The sequence below is a fragment of the Fulverythrobacter fulvus genome, assembly GCF_037154085.1.
GTDB classification, from domain to species: domain Bacteria; phylum Pseudomonadota; class Alphaproteobacteria; order Sphingomonadales; family Sphingomonadaceae; genus Andeanibacterium; species Andeanibacterium fulvum.
The window spans coordinates 738121-754399 of sequence record NZ_JBANRM010000002.1 but is presented as its reverse complement, the minus strand read 5'-3'; the positions used below and the strand labels follow the sequence as shown (position 1 = coordinate 754399).

13 protein-coding genes and 2 tRNA genes are annotated in these 16279 nt (G+C 64.7%); 6 read left to right on the top strand and 9 right to left on the bottom strand.

Features of this window, described 5'->3' with window-relative positions:
• The first annotated feature begins 4 nt into the window (after positions 1-4).
• Positions 5-1651, top strand: a complete 1647-nt coding sequence (locus WFP36_RS09540; protein WP_336979980.1) for a carboxylesterase/lipase family protein — start codon at positions 5-7, stop codon at positions 1649-1651.
• 424 nt (positions 1652-2075) lie between these two features.
• Here the strand turns inward: WFP36_RS09540 and WFP36_RS09535 are convergent, their stop codons facing one another.
• Together WFP36_RS09535 and WFP36_RS09530 are read right to left on the bottom strand one after the other, a co-directional pair.
• The gene (locus tag WFP36_RS09535; RefSeq protein WP_336979978.1) at positions 2076-2579 is read right to left on the bottom strand and encodes a DUF6644 family protein; all 504 of its coding nucleotides are present in this window, start codon (positions 2577-2579) and stop codon (positions 2076-2078) included.
• 15 nt (positions 2580-2594) lie between these two features.
• Positions 2595-3134: a hypothetical protein gene (locus WFP36_RS09530; protein ID WP_336979976.1), complete on the bottom strand. Its 540-nt coding sequence runs from the start codon at positions 3132-3134 to the stop codon at positions 2595-2597.
• 286 nt (positions 3135-3420) lie between these two features.
• On the opposite strand from WFP36_RS09530, the gene WFP36_RS09525 reads away from it, so the two are divergent.
• Genes WFP36_RS09525 through WFP36_RS09515 form a run of 3 tightly spaced genes read left to right on the top strand, consistent with a single transcriptional unit; the run spans position 3421 to position 6608 of the window.
• Positions 3421-5265 (top strand): outer membrane protein assembly factor BamB family protein, encoded by a 1845-nt coding sequence (locus tag WFP36_RS09525; RefSeq protein WP_336979975.1) that lies wholly within the window; start codon positions 3421-3423, stop codon positions 5263-5265.
• Between the two features lie 10 nt (positions 5266-5275).
• Positions 5276-6130: a hypothetical protein gene (locus WFP36_RS09520; RefSeq protein ID WP_336979974.1), complete on the top strand. Its 855-nt coding sequence runs from the start codon at positions 5276-5278 to the stop codon at positions 6128-6130.
• A 52-nt stretch (positions 6131-6182) separates the two neighbouring features.
• Complete coding sequence (locus WFP36_RS09515) at positions 6183-6608, top strand: DUF6152 family protein (protein WP_336979972.1); 426 nt, start codon at positions 6183-6185, stop codon at positions 6606-6608.
• A gap of 263 nt (positions 6609-6871) precedes the next feature.
• Here the strand turns inward: WFP36_RS09515 and WFP36_RS09510 are convergent, their stop codons facing one another.
• From WFP36_RS09510 to WFP36_RS09480, 7 genes are all read right to left on the bottom strand, one after another.
• Positions 6872-8068, bottom strand: a complete 1197-nt coding sequence (locus WFP36_RS09510) for an ABC transporter permease (RefSeq protein ID WP_336979971.1) — start codon at positions 8066-8068, stop codon at positions 6872-6874.
• The gene (locus WFP36_RS09505) at positions 8068-8859 is read right to left on the bottom strand and encodes an ABC transporter ATP-binding protein (RefSeq protein WP_336979969.1); all 792 of its coding nucleotides are present in this window, start codon (positions 8857-8859) and stop codon (positions 8068-8070) included. Before WFP36_RS09505 ends, WFP36_RS09510 begins: the two co-directional genes overlap by 1 nt.
• Positions 8856-10145, bottom strand: a complete 1290-nt coding sequence (locus tag WFP36_RS09500) for an efflux RND transporter periplasmic adaptor subunit (RefSeq protein ID WP_336979967.1) — start codon at positions 10143-10145, stop codon at positions 8856-8858. The genes WFP36_RS09505 and WFP36_RS09500 overlap by 4 nt, the downstream gene beginning before the upstream one ends.
• A complete protein-coding gene (locus WFP36_RS09495; RefSeq protein ID WP_336979966.1) occupies positions 10142-11575 on the bottom strand; it encodes an efflux transporter outer membrane subunit in 1434 nt (477 codons plus the stop codon). Before WFP36_RS09495 ends, WFP36_RS09500 begins: the two co-directional genes overlap by 4 nt.
• A 226-nt stretch (positions 11576-11801) precedes the next feature.
• Positions 11802-13631, bottom strand: a complete 1830-nt coding sequence (locus WFP36_RS09490) for a diguanylate cyclase (protein WP_336979965.1) — start codon at positions 13629-13631, stop codon at positions 11802-11804.
• 111 nt (positions 13632-13742) lie between these two features.
• Positions 13743-13818 (bottom strand) — tRNA-Thr (locus WFP36_RS09485).
• A 57-nt stretch (positions 13819-13875) separates the two neighbouring features.
• Positions 13876-13949 (bottom strand) — tRNA-Cys (locus WFP36_RS09480).
• Positions 13950-14101: 152 nt separating this feature from the next.
• Between WFP36_RS09480 and WFP36_RS09475 the strand changes: the two genes are divergently transcribed.
• Entirely contained in the window at positions 14102-15580 is a 1479-nt protein-coding gene (locus tag WFP36_RS09475; RefSeq protein WP_336979963.1) for an FAD-dependent oxidoreductase, read from the top strand.
• Between the two features lie 140 nt (positions 15581-15720).
• A complete protein-coding gene (locus tag WFP36_RS09470) occupies positions 15721-16173 on the top strand; it encodes a hypothetical protein (protein ID WP_336979962.1) in 453 nt (150 codons plus the stop codon).
• Positions 16174-16279 lie beyond the last annotated feature (106 nt).

Here is a 16279-nt window from a genome sequence, read left to right as displayed (position 1 = left end):
CCTGATGAAAACCCGCGCAGCCGCGCTTCGCATCGCCGTGGCCTCCGCCCTGCTGGCTTCGGCCGCAGCGGCACAGGCCGGCCAGCCCACGCTGGCCAAGCCCGTCAGCACCAAGCAGGGCAAGATCCAGGGCGTGGCCGGCAATGAAGACGGGATCACTGTCTTCAAGGGCATTCCCTTCGCCGCGCCGCCCGTTGGCGACCTGCGCTGGGAACAGCCGCAACCGCCCGCGAAGTGGAGCGGCGTGCGCGACGGCAGCAAGTATGGCGCGCCCTGCATCCAGAACCCCGCGCCGACCCGCTTCCCCAAGAACGGGGCGACCGATTTCAACAATGCGCCCGAGATGTCGGAGGACTGCCTCTATCTGAACGTCTGGACACCCGCGAAGACCGGCAAGGAAAAGCTGCCGGTGATGATCTGGCTCTATGGCGGCGCCTATAATGAAGGCGGCGGCAACGCGCCCTTCAGCGAAGGCGACAAGCTGGCCAAGAAGGGTGTCGTCCTCGTCACCTTCAACTATCGCGTGGGCTCGCTGGGCTTCATGTCGCACCCTGAGCTCACCGCCGCCTCGCCGCACAAGGCATCGGGCAATCAGGCGCTGGGCGACTCGATCGCGGCGTTCAAATGGGTGAAGGAAAATATCGCGGCCTTCGGCGGCGATCCCGATCGTGTGACCCTGTTCGGCGAGAGCGCCGGCGCGGCCATGATCGGCGGCCTTGTGGGCGCTCCGCCCGCACGCGGCACGTTTGAGCGCGGCATTCCCGAAAGCGGCGCCTGGATGGGCCTTGGCATCGCCAAGATGGGCACCCGCGAGGCTTCCGAAGCCCGCACGCTGGAAGCGGCCGAAAAGCTTGGCGCCAAGAGCCTCGCCGAACTGCGCGCCTTGCCCGCCAAGGACGTGTTCAACGGCATTCGCGGCCAGGGCATGATCATCGACGGCTGGATCATTCCGCAGGACGTCTCGATCACCATTGCCGAGGGCAAGCAGAACCCGGTCGACATCCTGGCTGGCTCCAATGCGGAAGAAGGCTCCTTCACGGCAGGCTTCGGCCCGCCGGTGACGAAGGACAGCTGGGCCGCCGGTGCGCAGCAGCGCTGGGGCGATCTCGCCGAAACCGGCATGGCTGCCTATCCGGCTGCGAGTGATGCCGACGCAGCCACGGTTGCCACCCTGCCCTTCTCCGACGCGATGGCGTGGCACATGCGCCTGCTGGCCGAAAGCCAGTCCGCCATCGGCAAGAATGCGTGGCACTACTGGTTCACGCATCGTCCGCTGTACGACGAAGGCCAGAAGGATCTGGGCGCCGGTCACACCGCCGAAATCCCTTACGTCTTCAACAACCTCGCCGCTCCGCGCACCTATCCCGCCGGCAGTTCGGTCGATCTGATGAAGAACGATCCGGTGCAGCTCGCCTTCGCGGATCAGGTCTCGCAATATTGGGTCAACTTCGCCGCCACCGGCAATCCCAATGGCGCAGGCCTGCCCGAATGGCCCGCCGTGAAGGACCTCGGCTCCACCGAAGCCATGCTGCTCGATGGGGTCAAAGGCTCCGCCAAGGGCCACTGGACCACGGATGCCAAGCTCAAGCTCTATGAGGGCCTGTTCGAACGCGACGTGGCAGGGCCGCTGGGCCTCAAGGAAGGGGAATAAGGGCACCGCCCTTTCCCGTCCGGGATGGAATTGAAAAGCCGCGGGACCGCAAGGTCTCGCGGCTTTTTGCTTGGGCAAGGTGAAGCAAATGAGCGACTGCCCTGTCGCCAAGAAGACATGTGCCTTCCAACCTCCGTTCGTCCTGAGCCTGTCGAAGGACGCGCGCGACATCTGCCTGCATCGGTACATGCCACTGTTAAGTTGCACAGAGAGCCCCTTGGGCGAACGGCTGCGCGTGCCCTTCGACAGGCTCAGGACGAGCGGAGGGGAGTAATTTGGGCAAGCCTTCATCCGTCGCCCCTCAAGCAGCGGGATGGCCCGCCCGCTCTCCACGCAAAAGAAAAGCCGCGAAACCCGGTTGGGATTCGCGGCTTTCTCTTGCCGGGCCGGTCCTTGGGAAACCGGCCTGTGCGATTTCAGGCGATCAGTAGAAGATGCCCAGCGTGAAGCCGATGGTACGGCCCATCATCACCACGCCGACCCACAGGATCAGCGAGAGCACGCCAGCGACCTTGGCCGCGACGGGGATCAGGCCGCCCGTGTCCCACTGCTTCACGGACTTCCAGGTCAGCACATGGAACACGCCCATGTTGACCCCGGCCAGTGCCAGCAGGATCATCTTCCGGATGAAGTACGGATTGATCATGTAATCATGCGCCTTCGCGGTGAAGAGCAATGACCCGGTGATGGCCGCACAGATGAAGGCGATCCAGGTGATCTTCAGCGTATCGTTGCTGATGACAGTGACCGGATAGTCGGTCGAGGTCAGGCCCAGCAGGCGGATATCGACGATCACGATGGTGCCAAGCACGGTGACCAGCGCGATCACGTGCAGGGTTTCGAGCGTCGGGAACGCCCAGGTGGAGGTGGCGATGAAATCGCCGACGGCGGAGGCCTGCAGGGCCTGCCAGAAGGATTCGAGAATCATGAGAAGTCTTCCCCCTTAGACCGGTGCGTAGGCGATCCAGCGACCGCCGAACATGACCGCGCACCACAGGATGAGGAGCAGGATGGCTGCGAGACGCAGGCCGCCAGTGGCGCCGCCATTGTCCCAGTTTGCCGCGCGACGCTTGATCGCGCCGTTGAATGCCAGGGTGGCAATCACGGCGACGACGATCAGCACCATCTTGATCCAGAAGATCGGGTTGATCAGTTCGCGTACCGGCTCACCGATGATCAGCAAGGCCCCAGAGAAGACCAGCAGGCCGAAAGCCCACCAGATCCAGGGAATATAACGCTGAGTCGTCTGAGCCATGGTGCGGCTCATACCCGTGACGCCAACCGCGCGAAGGCTGAGCATCATGGCCGCGCCGAACAATGCGCCGATCGAGAGGATGTGAAGCGACTGAATGGTCGGGATCGCCCAGAAATTCGACTGAATCGAAAGGCTGAGCGGCCAGTCATTGATCGCAAGCGAGAGTTCAGTGAGCGACGTGCCGCGAAGCCAGTCGGTGAACTCAAAAAGAAGGTCGGATATCGACATCAGAGCATCGGTCCCTTTCCCCGAGGCGTGGCTGCCCAAGCTGGCCACGCTCCAATTGTTTGGTTACAGCCCCGCCCCCCAGCGGTGCCAAAATTTGCCTGCCCTTAGCGAAGCACCGTTGCCACGGCAAGCTTCCGCGTCTAGGACAAAGTCAAAGAAGGCGAAGGGGGCGTCTTTCGGGCGCCCCGAATCATACCCGTTGGGAGAGAATTTAATGCGTCTTGCAGGCACCGCGCTTCTCGCGACGATATCTGCTATCGGTTTGTGCGCTGCGGCATCGGCGGAAGTGACAATTCCGGATGGCGACTGGCGTACCATTAACCGCGATCTTGCCGCGACTCGCTATTCGCCGCTGGACGAGATCAACAAGTCCAACGTCACACAGCTCCAGCAGGCATGGACCTATCCGCTGCGTACCTTCAGCAACGCCGTGCCGCTTGTGGTGGACGGCGTGATGTATGTCCCGGCCGGTTTCAAGGTTGCCGCGCTCGACGCCGCCACCGGCAAGGAAATCTGGGTCCATGAGGAACCCAAGCCGGAAGGCCAGGGCGGATTCGGCGGCGGATTTTCCGGTCGCGGTCTGGGCTACTGGGCCGGCAGCGGCAAGATTAAGCCGCGCATCCTGGTGATGCTGGGCAACAAGCTGACCGCGCTCGACGCGAAGACCGGCAAGCCGGTGAGTTCTTTCGGCGCCAAGGGCTATGTCGATGTCGGCGTATCCTATGGCGGCACGCCCACCATCGTGGGCGACGTGGCCGTGATCGGCGCCGCCTCGCTCGAAAATCCGCGCGGTGCCCCGGGCAATCCGCGCGCTTTCGACGTGAAGACCGGCAAGAAGCTGTGGGAGTTCCAGACCGTTCCCAAGAAGGGCGAGCCCTTCAACGAAACCTGGGGCGACGGCTGGGAAGGCCGCGGCGGCACCAATATGTGGGGCTTCGCCGCGACGGCGGATGTGGATACGGATACCGTCTATCTCCCGATCGGCGGCCCGGCTCACAATTATTATGGCGGCGACCGTCCGGGCTCGAACCTGTTCGGCAATTCGGTTGTCGCGGTCGATGCGAAGACCGGCAAGTACAAGTGGCACTTCCAGTCGGTCCACCACGATCTGTGGGATATCGACATGCCCACCGCCGGCCCGCTGATCGACGTGACGATCGACGGCAAGCGCCAGAAGATCCTGGCCAACATCAACAAGAACAGCCTCTTCTTCGTGCTCGGCGCGAATGACGGCAAGCCCGCCCTGCCAGTGGAAGAACGCCCGGTTCCGGCCGGCGACGTTCCGGGCGAATATTACAGCCCCACTCAGCCATTCCCGGTTAAGACGCCTCCGCTTAGCCGTGTGGCGATGAGCTACGACGATATCGTCACTGCCAAGGATACCAACCCGGAACATGCGGCCGCCTGTATGGCGATGTGGCAGAAGGCCGGCGGCTTCGTGAATCTGGGGCCCTACACGCCCTTCTCCTATCGCGGCGAAGGCGATCCGGTGCGCTCCACCATCCAGTTCCCCGGCGGCATCGGCGGCGTGAACTGGGGCGGCCCGGCGGCCGACCCGAAGACGGGCATCGTCTACATGAACGCGCTCGACACCTCGCTGGTTGGCTGGGTTGAGAAGGTGCCTGCAGATTCCAAGCCTTACAGCTTCGACGCCACCGAATCGCCGGAATACGACCGGGCGAGCGTGGACGGAAAGGGCCCGTTCTTCAGCTTCCAGGCTCCGCTGAGCGGCAAATACGATGCGCAGGGACGCCCCGAAGGCACCAGCGCGCCGTGCTACAAGCCGCCATGGGCGCGCCTGACTGCGGTCGATGCGAATACCGGCGAAATCAAATGGGCGGTTCCTCTCGGACTTTATGAGGAACTTCCTGCGGGCAAGCAGGTTGTTGGCAATGCCGGGAGCGCAGGTCCGACGGTAACCGCAGGCGGACTGGTGTTCGTCGGCGCCACCAACGACAAGCGTTTCCGTGCCTTTGATGCCGCAACTGGCAAGGAATTGTGGGAGGCATTGCTGTCTAACAACGCCAATGCCAATCCGATGAGTTATAGGGGCAGCAACGGCAAACAATATGTTGCCATCAATGCAGGGGGGGCGATCGTGTCCTTCGCGCTGCCCGGAACAGGGACCTAAAGGAGAGTTTATGCTGGGAAAGGACAAGTTCGTGAAGAAATTCGTGCTGGGCGCGTTGCTGCTTGCGGGGGCTAGCACCGCTGCGATGGCTGAAGAGCCCGCGAAGCTTGGCGGGCATCCGAACCTCAACGGCGTGTGGCAGGTGCTGAACACCGCCAATTACGACCTGGAACCGCATTCGGCTTCGACCAACACCACTGCCGAGCGCACCATGGGCGCGCTGGTGGCCACTCCGGCCGGCCTGGGCGTGGTCGAGGGCGGCTCGATCCCGTACAAGCAGGAAGCGCTCGCGCTGCGCAACGCCAACAAGGCGAATGCGCCGGGCCACGATCCCGAAGCCATGTGCTATCTGCCGGGCATTCCGCGCGCGACCTATATCAACCTGCCGTTCCAGATCGTGCAGGGTGAGAAGGACGATCTCCTGATGGTCTACGAATATGCGTCGGCCAATCGCGTCGTCCACATGAAGGACGTGGAAGTTCCGCCGATCGACACCTGGATGGGCACTTCCTACGGCAAGTGGGAAGGCGATACGCTGAAGGTCGTGACCCTGGGCCAGAGCCCGGGCGACGTGAAGCTGCCGGGCGGCGCGCTCGAGCCGGGCGTGACCTGGCTGGACCGCACGGGCAACTACCTGACCAACACCGCCGCGGTGACCGAAACCTTCAAGATGATCGACAAGGATCACATCGAATACACCGCCACGATCGACGATCCGTCGGTCTACACCAAGCCCTGGACGATCAAGATGCCGCTTTACCGCCGCGTCGAAGACAACGCCCAGCTGCTTGAATACAAGTGCGTGCCTTTCTCCGAGATGTTGCTCTACGGCGATCTCCTGGAGTCCAAGAAGTCGGGAGAATGAGGGGAACAAATAACTCCCCCACACGTTGAAATTTCAAAGGAGTGACCACACAATGCGTATGAAGACCCTGCGAGCGGCGATGATCGGCGCCGTTCTGGCGGTGAGCGGCGCGGCGGGCACGGCATATGCCCACCACTCGTTCGCGGCCGAATTCGATCGCAACAAGCCCATCAAGATCGAAGGCACCGTCGTGAAGTTCGAGTGGGTGAACCCCCACTCCTGGATTCACATCAAGATGGCCAACGGTCAGACCTGGCGTGTTGAAGGCGGTGCGCCCAGCGCCCTGCTGCGTCGCGGCTGGAACCGTAACTCGCTGCCGGCCGGCACCAAGATCATCGTGAACGCCTTCCGCGCTCGCGACGGGGACACCCGCGCCAGCGCCGCGGAAATCAGCTTCCCCGATGGTCGCTCGCTCTCGCTCGGCAACCCGACCACGGAAGCCGTGGCCGCTGCTGCGAAGCGCGCCGGCGGGAACTGATCGCCGCAAGGCAATCGTTCCTTACGAACGCAAGAACCCCCGCAAGCCACCCGGCTTGCGGGGGTTTCTTTTTGGGCTGGGCAGGAACCGGCCAGCGTTGAGCTGCCGCGTCATTTTGCACTGAAGCGCTCGTATTCGACAGCTTCGTCATTGCGAGGGACCGAAGGTCCCGCGGCAATCCAGGGCGCAATGCGTGGGCACTGGATTGCCGCGCGGCTTCGCCGCTCGCAATGACGATCTAGACGGCCCGGCGATGGCCACCCCTACTCGTGCCGCAGCGCCTCGATCGGGTCGAGCGCCGCCGCGCGGCGGGCGGGGAAATAGCCGAAGATCACCCCGATCAGCGCCGAGATCAGGAAGCTCAGCACATTGATCGTGGGCGAAAAGACGAAGGGAATGTCCACCGCGCGGGCGAGGCCGAAGGAGAACAGGAAGCCCAGCACGATCCCCATCACCCCGCCGAAGCAACACAGCACCACCGCCTCGGTGAGGAATTGCAGCCGCACTTCGCTGGCCAGCGCGCCGATGGCGAGGCGGATACCGATCTCTCGCGTACGCTCCGTCACCGAGACGAGCATGATGTTCATGATCCCCACCCCGCCTACCACCAGGCTGATCGCGGCGATGGCCGAGACCATGGCCGTCAGCAGCCCCACGGCGGTAGAAACGGCATCGTTCACCTGCGCCGTATCGAGGATGTTGAAATCGTTGACCTGCCCTTCCTGCAGCAGGCGCCGCTCGCGCAGCAGGTCCACCAGCGAGCTTTGCATCGCGGCGCTGTCGTAGGCAGGGTCATAGCTGATGACCATGTAGAAGACATTGTCATTGCCCAGGAAGCGGCGCTGGACGTTCTTGATCGGCATGAACACCGAATTGTCGTCGTCCTGGTTCTGGGCACCCTGCGCGCGCGACTTGAACATGCCGATGACCGTGCAGGAGACATCGTCCAGCCGCATCCGTTCCCCGATGGGGCTCACGCCGGCCACGAAGATCTCTTCATAGACCTTGGGCCCGATGATGCAGACATTGGCCCCGGCGGCTTCCTCCGCGGGAGTGAAGCGGCGCCCCTCATCCATGCCGATGCCGCGCGCATCCATGAAGGCGTTGGACACGCCTTCCACGCGCGAGGACCAGTCCTGCCCGTTATGGATCGCATTGACGTCGCGGTTCACTTCGCCCGCCACGGCCTTCACCCCGGCGATCTGTTCGCGCACGGCGGTGACGTCATCGTCCTTGAAGGGGCGCGGCTGGCCGCGATCGGTTTCCTGCGGGAAGACGATGAACACGTTGGAGCCCAGCGCGCTGATCTGTTCCTTGATCGAAACGGTGACGCCATTGCCCAGCGTCACCATGGTGATCACGGCGGAGACACCGATGATGATGCCCAGGGTGGTGAGGAAGCTGCGCAGCAGGTGGCGGCGGATTTCCCCCAGGGCGAGCATCAGCGTGGTGCCCAGCATCAGTGCGCCCCCCCGGCCGGGGTTCCGGCCTGTGGCCCGGTGGTATGGGCCCCGGTGGTATGGGCCCCGCTGGTATGGGCCCTATGTCGATGGCCCTTCTCGACCCGCTCCACCAACCCGTCGCGGAAATGGACGATGGTCTTGGCATAGGCGGCCATTTCCGCCTCATGCGTCACCATCAGGATCGTGATGCCCTTGCGGTTGAGATCGGACAGCAATTCCATGATCTCGATCGAGCGTTCGGTATCGAGATTGCCGGTCGGCTCGTCGGCCAGCAGCACTTCCGGATCGCTCACCAGCGCACGGGCGATGGCGACGCGCTGCTGCTGCCCGCCGGACAGTTCGGCCGGCGTGTGATCCGCCCAGGGCCCAAGCCCCACCTGATCGAGCGCCCGCATCGCCGCCTCCTTGCGCGCCGCCTTGCCGAGGCCGCGATAGAGCAGCGGCAGTTCGACATTCTCCAGCGCGGAGGTGCGGGCGAGCAGGTTGAAGCCCTGGAACACGAAGCCGAGATAGCGCCGCCGCAGCAAAGAGCGCTGGTCGCGATTGAGCGCCTGCACTTCCACGCCGAGAAAGCGGAATATTCCGGTGGTGGGCGTATCGAGGCAGCCAAGGATATTCATCGTAGTGGACTTGCCCGAGCCGGACGGGCCCATCACCGCCACGAAATCCCCGTGATCGATAGTAAGGTCCACGCCCTTCAGGGCCTGGAACGCGGCCGCACCCTGGCCGAAGGTCTTGGTTATCCCCTTCAGCTCGATCAGCGGATTTGCGGGTGCCGTCTGCGTCACTTCTGGTCCGCCTTGACCCCCGTCACCACCTTCATGCCCGGCTTGAGTTCCGAGGACTGGACCACGGTAAGCTTGCCGTCGCTCTGGCCGGTAGTGACCTGGATCGCCTTGAGCTTGCCGTCATCGCCCAGCACATAGACCTGCTGGCGGCTACCCACCCCGATGGTGGCCTTCTGCTCTTCCTGCTCCAGCCCGATCTGCGGATTGAGCGCCCCGCCGCCGGCCAGCTTCTGCGCATCGGGCTTGAAGCGCAGCGCGCCGTTGGGAACGAGCAATTGCACGCCGGTGCTGTCAGTGGCGATATTGGCCGTGGCCGTCATGCCCGGACGCAGCAGCCCTTGCGGATTGGCGACCGAGAGGCGCGCTTCATAGATCACCACCGCGTTCTGTGTGGTCGTGGTGGTCTGCGATGCGCTGACCGTGTTGTTGGAACCGAGATTGATCCGCTCCACCGTGGCGGGGAAGCGGCGGCCGGGATAGGCATCCACGGTGAAGTTCGCCTTCTGCCCGGCCTTCACCTGCCCGACGTCGGCCTCGTCGATCGAGACGCGCAGCTGCATCTGCGACAGGTCTTCGGCCAGGATGAACAGGGTGGGCGTGCTGAAGCTCGCCGCCACGGTCTGCCCCGGTTCCACCTGCCGCGCCAGCACCACGCCGGACACGGGCGAGACGATGATCGCCCGGCGGCGATTGGTCTCCGCCGTCGAAAGCTGGGCCTGAGCGGAAGTGACATTGGCCTGCGCAGAAGCGAGCGAGGCGCGATCGCGCGCGACATTGGCCTGGGCGATGTCCAGCTCGCTCCTGGACGGGACCTTGCCGCCCGAAAGCCGCGCCACTTCCTGCAACCGCGAAAGCTGCGCCTGATCGAGACTGAGCGTCGCCTGCGCCTGCGCCACCGATGCGCGGGCCGAGGCGAGGCTGGCGCGGGCCTGCTTGATCTGATCGTCGATCACATCCGTATTGATCCGCGCCAGCACCTGCCCGCGCGTGACCCGGTCGTTCACGTCGACATAGATCTCGTCGATCTTGCCCGAGACTTCCGAACCGACATCCACCTGATTGGTCGGCCGCAGATTGCCCGTGGCGGTTACCTCCACATCCAGCGAGCGCCGGACGATCTCTTCCGTGACATAGCCCGGCCCGGCATTGCGGCCCAGTAGCAGCGCGGCGACGAGCAGCCCGCCCACCAGCACCACGGCGGGAACCCAGAACAGGGCCCAGCGCTTCCAGCGCGGGCGGTCCGACGTGCCGAGGAATTCGTCGATCGAGGTCTGGCCGTCACTCATGGCGTGTTCCCATCATCGGAAAAGGCAGGCGCGCTCTCGTTCCAGCCACCGCCCAGCGCCTGGGTAAGGCGCACGAAGGCAGTGGCGCGGTCGGCCTCGGCGGAAGCCACCGAATTGCGCGCGGTAAGCAGCTGGCTTTCGGAGGAAAGCAGCGTCTGGAAATCGGTCAGCCCGGCCTGATACTGGCTGCGGGCAAGGATCGCGGCATTGTTCGCGGCATCCAGCGCCTCGGCCAGTTCCGCCAGCCGCGCATCGGCGGCGCGGCGCGCGGCAATGGCGCTCTCCACTTCCTCCAGCGCGGTGAGGATCGACTTGCGCCACCCGGCAAGCGAACCTTCCGCCGCGGCCTCTGCCGAACGAATCTGCGAACGCGTGCGCCCGCCATCGAACAGCAGCTGGCTGATCGTGGCGGAGATCGAGCCGGTCACCATGTCGAACAGGTTGAGCGCCCCGGCATCGTTCGTCCCGATCGTACCGGCCAGCCGCAGCGCGGGGTAAAGCTGGGCACGGGCAACGCCGATCCGTGCACTGGCGGCATAGAGGCTCGCCTCTGCCCCACGAATATCCGGGCGGCGGCGCAGAAGGTCCGCCGGGGCATCCAGCTTGGCCAGTTCGGGCGGCGCGGGAATGGCCTGCGGCAAGGCCAGCAGGGCGCGCACCCGGCCGGGCGTTTCCCCGGCGAGAGTGGAAATGGCGTTGGAAGTGGCCGCCAGATTGCTCTCCAACAGCGGGATGCTGGCCGCTGTCTGCGCCCTCTGGCTACGCGCCTGCTCCACATCCAGGCTGGAGACCAGCCCTGCCTGATTGCGCCAGCGGGCAATCTGCAAATTCTCGTCCTGAATGCGCAAAGTGTCGCGCGCGATGGCCAGCTGGCTGGCGGTTGCACGGGCAGAAATCACCTGGCTTGCCACCTGCCCCGCGATCGCGCGGCGCAGATCGTCGAGCGAATATCCCGCCGCTTCGTAATCATAGCGGGCCGCACTGGCGGAATTGCCGATCCGGCCGAACAGATCGGCTTCCCAGCTGGCATCCACGCCCAGATTGAGCAGCGGATCGCCGCCCCCGCCATCCAATATGTCCTGCCGTGCCCCGCCGCTGGCGTTCAACTGCGGCAGGAAGCCCGCGCGCGCCTGCGCCAGCGCCTCGCGTGCCTGGGCGAGCCGGGCGGCGGATTGCGCAAGATCGAGATTATTGGCCAGCGCAGCTTCGACGATTTCGGTCAGCGCCGGATCGCCCAGCGCCTGCCAGTAAGCCGCTTCGTCATAGGCCGGAGCGGCGCGCCCTTCATCCGACCATGCTGCGGGCAGCGCGACGGCGTGATCGGGAACAGCAGCGCCCCCGTTCATGGTGCCGCATCCGGCAAGGCCCAATGCAAGCAAGGCGGCGGGCACAGCCCGGTAAGCCCAACAAGCCCTAGCCCTTGCCCGCATTGCAAATCCCCCGCTTCCGCAGCGCCCGCAACCTAAACCACAACGGCACAAGGGCCAGTCACGAATTGTCGCAAGGTACCGCGCGGCAACTCACCGCGCCTGCTTCGGCAAGGTGAGTTACTCACATAAGACAGATGGGCATGGGCAGTGTCAATTTCCCGCGCCGTTCTGCAAACGGCCGACGGCACCTGATGAGCGACATATACTCGCCGCGAAGGGGGGGCCCTCAGTTGCTGGCCGAGCGTCGCTCCTGGGGAACATTGGGCGCCGGCCCTTCGGCGACTTCCACCCGGTCGCGCCCATTGGCCTTGGCGCGCAGCAGCGCCGCATCCGCGCTCAGCACCAGCCGGCTGAGCCGGCACTGGTCGGGCGCGCAGGCCACGCCGATCGAGGCGCTGATCCGGCCGAGGTCGCGGCCGCCATGGGCGATCTGGATCGCGCCGATCCGGGCGCGGATTTCCTCGGCACGCTCGGCCGCCTGCTCTGCATCCAGCCCCGGCATCAGCATGGCGAATTCCTCGCCGCCATAGCGGAACACGAATTCCGGCTCGCGCGTGACATTGCGCAATACCGCGCCCACTTCGCGCAGCACCGCATCTCCGGCATCGTGGCCGAAAGTGTCGTTGAATTTCTTGAAGTGATCGACGTCGATCATCACGCAGCTGAGCGGCTTGCTGTCGCGATGGGCCTGATCCAGCTGCTGCTCCAGCACGGCATCGAACTGGCGGCGATTGGAAAGGCCGGTCAGCGTATCGGCCATCGCCATCTCGCGCAGGGCATCGCGCAATTGCAGATTGGCCAGCGCCAGCCCGATATTCTCGGCCAGCATGTTGAGATAGATTTCCGGCGTGAGATCGGCATCGTCATTGCCCGCGGCCGGCTCCAGATAGAGCAGCCCCAAGGTCTCGCGCTGGGCCGTGAGCGGAAGGCAGAGCGTGTCGGGAAGGTGCCCCGTCTCGAATTCCAGATGCTGGCAGGGAACGTCAACCATCCCTCCCGAAGGACGGTGGGCAAGGCCCCGCCGCAGCGCCCAGCACGCCGCGGGCACGAATTCGCGCGGCGAATGGGCAGGCGAGAGCCAGCTGCAGGCCGCAACCACGGCGTTGCGCTCCTTGTCCACCAGATAGAGCCGCCCGGCGCGCGCCGGGGCGATTTCCGGAACGAAGCGCTGAACCACGTCCTTCAGGTCGTCCAGCGTATCGCAGCCCTGCATCCGCTGGGTCATGCGCGAGAGCAGATCGCGGATCGCGAGATCGGCATTGCGCTCGTTCTCCAGCCGCTGGCGCTCGATGCCGTTTTCCCGGAAAATCCGGATGGCCTGCGCCATGTCGCCGATCTCGTCGATCTGCGCGATCTCCGGCGGCTCGACCGCGAAATCCTGCGCGGCGAGGCGGTTGACCACGTCGCTCAGCTTCACCACCGGGCGCAGCACGCGCTGGCGGAACACGAAGAACAGCACGCACAGGAACAGCAGGCCGGTGACCGCGATGGCGGCTTCCGACAGGCCGCGCCAGATCTTCGCCACGCCGGTCGCCTCGCGCACTTCGTCATCAACCCGGCGGTCGAGCAGGTCCTGGAAGCGAGTGATCAGCGTATCGACCCGGTCCAGTTCCCGCTCATATTCGGCACCGAACAGAATCTTGCGCGCCCCGGCCTCGTCGCCCGCTTCGTGAGCGGCAAGGGCGGCGGCCTGCTCGTCATGCAGGGTATCGGCCCAACGCACGGCCTCTTTCAGCGCCGCCAGCTCGTCCGGCCCGGCCCCGGCATCCTCGATATGGGCAATGCGCTTCTCGACCGTACCAAGATCCGCCAGCTCGCGCCGATAGGCGATGAGATAGGACTGATCGCCCGTATCGAGGAACTGGCGCGCATGGTCGGTAAGCGCCCGGACATCGACGTTTAGCCGCGCAGTCGCCTTGCCCAGTTGATGCCGCAAATCCACGGCCGCACGCTCTTCCTGCTGAGCGTTGGACGCAAGCAGCATGGTAACGCCGGAAACAAGCGTAAGCCCCACGGTGATCCCGTAAGCCCAGTTAGTGATGGTAGCGAGCCGCATGATACGCGGTTATACGGTCCACACGCGCTAAAAAGGTTAATGCGGAAGTGAGACCCGACACGCCGCACCGCAGCGCTCGATCATCGCGGAAACAATGAAATGCAGGAAAAGTGGTGCCGCTTACGTGACTCGAACACGTGACCCCATCATTACGAATGATGTGCTCTACCAACTGAGCTAAAGCGGCACTCTGCCGCGCCCCTTAATGGCCTTGCGGTGGTGCCGCAAGCCGGGGCGTGGAAAGTGGAGGCCCGAGCCGGAATCGAACCGGCGTATACGGATTTGCAGTCCGCTGCGTCACCACTCCGCCATCGGGCCTCATCCCCTACTTGCGGAAGATTCCGCAGGCATGGGAAGGCGCGCCCTAGCGGAGAGGCGGCAGGCACGCAATCCGCTTTCGTGCATGAGATCGCCTTGCGTGGCGCGCGCCATATGATTAGCAGGCTAGCAAACAGATGAGGATCCGGGAAATGGCCGACGACAAGCCGAAGATGCACCGCGTGGAAGGGCACAGCGAAGACCGCTTCCTGGGATCGGATGTGTTCGAATCCACCAGCCACACCCTGCCCCCGCGCAACGGCACCGGCACCATCCGCGAGGATGCCCGCGAGGTGGACATCTATCATCGCTGCGACGTGGCGGTGATCGGCGGCGGCCCTGCCGGCTGTGCGGCAGCCTGGGCGGCGGCCAAGGCGGGCGCCGACGTGACGCTGATCGAACGCTATAACTGCCTTGGCGGCCTTTCCACCGGCGGCCTCGTCATGTGGATCGACCGCATGACCGACTGGCAGGGCAATCATGTGATCCAGGGCTTTGCCCGCCAGTTCATCGACCGCATGCCGCCCGAGGCCGTGGCCGGCCCGCCGCGCGAGGACTGGGGTTCGCAGGACCCGATCAAGGCCGGTTACTGGGGCCAGCGCACCACGGCTTTCCACGGCATCGTGCAATGGGCGCCCACGCTCGATCCCGAGCGGATGAAGCTCAACAATCAGGAAATGCTGCTGCAGGCGGGCGTGCGAATCGTGTTCCACGCCTGGGCCGCACGGCCGGTGGTGGAAGATGGCGTGGCCAAGGGCGTCATCTTCGAATCGAAGGCCGGGCGCCAGGCCGTGATGGCCAAGGTGGTGGTGGACACCACGGGCGATGGCGACATGTTCGCCCGCGCCGGGGCCGCCTTCGATACCGATATCGAGGAAGGCGATGTCCACCATTCGATGAATACCGGCTGGGTGCTGGGCGGCGTCAACATGGACCGCTGGATCAACTGGAAGGTCCTCTATCCCGAGCAATTGCGCGAATTGATGGCGCGCGGGCGAGAAGAACTGGGCTTCTTCCAGACGCCCTATGTCAGCTGGCGGCCGGACATCGCTTTGTTCCTCGGCCCCCGCCAGTCCGGCCTTTCGGCGCTGGACGTGGACGACATGACCGAAGTGGAATTCCGCAGCCACCGGCTGATGGAAGGGCACTGCCAGTTCTTCCGCCGTCACGCGCCTGGCTTCGAGAATGCCTATTCGCTGCAGAGCGCCAGCCAACTGGGTGTGCGCCACACACGCCGCCTTGCGGGCATCGGCCGGATCGAGCGCCAGAACTGGGGCAATGGCACGCCAGTGGCGGACGAGGTGGGCGTGAGCCCCTCGATCAGCCCGAAATTCCCGACCGTCTCCGTGCCCTATGGCAGCCTCGTGCCGCGTCAGCTGGACGGGATGCTGGCCGCCGGGCGCCACATCAGCTGCGATGCGAACAGCCACGGCTTCATGCGCGAAATCCCGCAATGCTGGCTGACCGGCCATGCGGCAGGCGTGGGCGCGGCAGTGGCAGCCAATCGCGGCGTGCAGCCGCGCGAGGTGGACGTGGCCGAAGTGCGCAAGATCCTGCGCGAACAGGGCGCGCATCTGAGCGACGATGCGGCGGTGGCGGCAGTGGGGAGCGAGGCGGTTCCGGCGGAGTGAGGTTTGTGCGGCAATGACGGAAGGAAGGGCGGACCTGCGATTTGCACAGCCCAGCCCGCCCGCCTTCCAAACTGTCACATCGCCCGGCTAGGCTGGCCACAGTCGCCCGATTCCTCGCACAGCCTCTGGTCGCCGCCCGCATGCTATCCGGACTTTTCAAGCCCCTGCTTGGCGCCCGCAACCGGGCAGTGCGCAATGCCTTCGCGGGTAATTGCCGGGCAATCTTCCTGCATGGACAGGGCGAGTTCGCGGTGAGCGTGGCCGGGGCGGCCCGCCATCAGGCGACGATCCGCGAGATCGTACCCGCCAGTGTCGATGCGGGGCAGCCTTTTGCCTGCCTTGCCGAACTGATCCTGGATCAGGGCAATGGCTGCAGCGTGGCGATCGGCGCGCGAGTGATCGGCTATTGCCCGGCCTATCTGGCCACGCGCTATCGCGAATGGCTGCATGAATGGCGACTGGAGGCAGCACAGGTGCATTGCCGCGCGATCATTCACACCACGGCCAACCGCTCCGGCGAGGAGGCCCTGTTCGCAGTGAAGCTGGATATCGAACAGCCCTTCAAGCTCACCACGATCCAGCCCGGCGCGTAACGCGACGGGTGAAGCGTGCCGACATGGCGGAAATGATTTTCCTACAGGCAGCCTGCCGTGGCAGGGACTGCGCCGCTCCTTGACATGGTGAGAATCCCCGACTGGC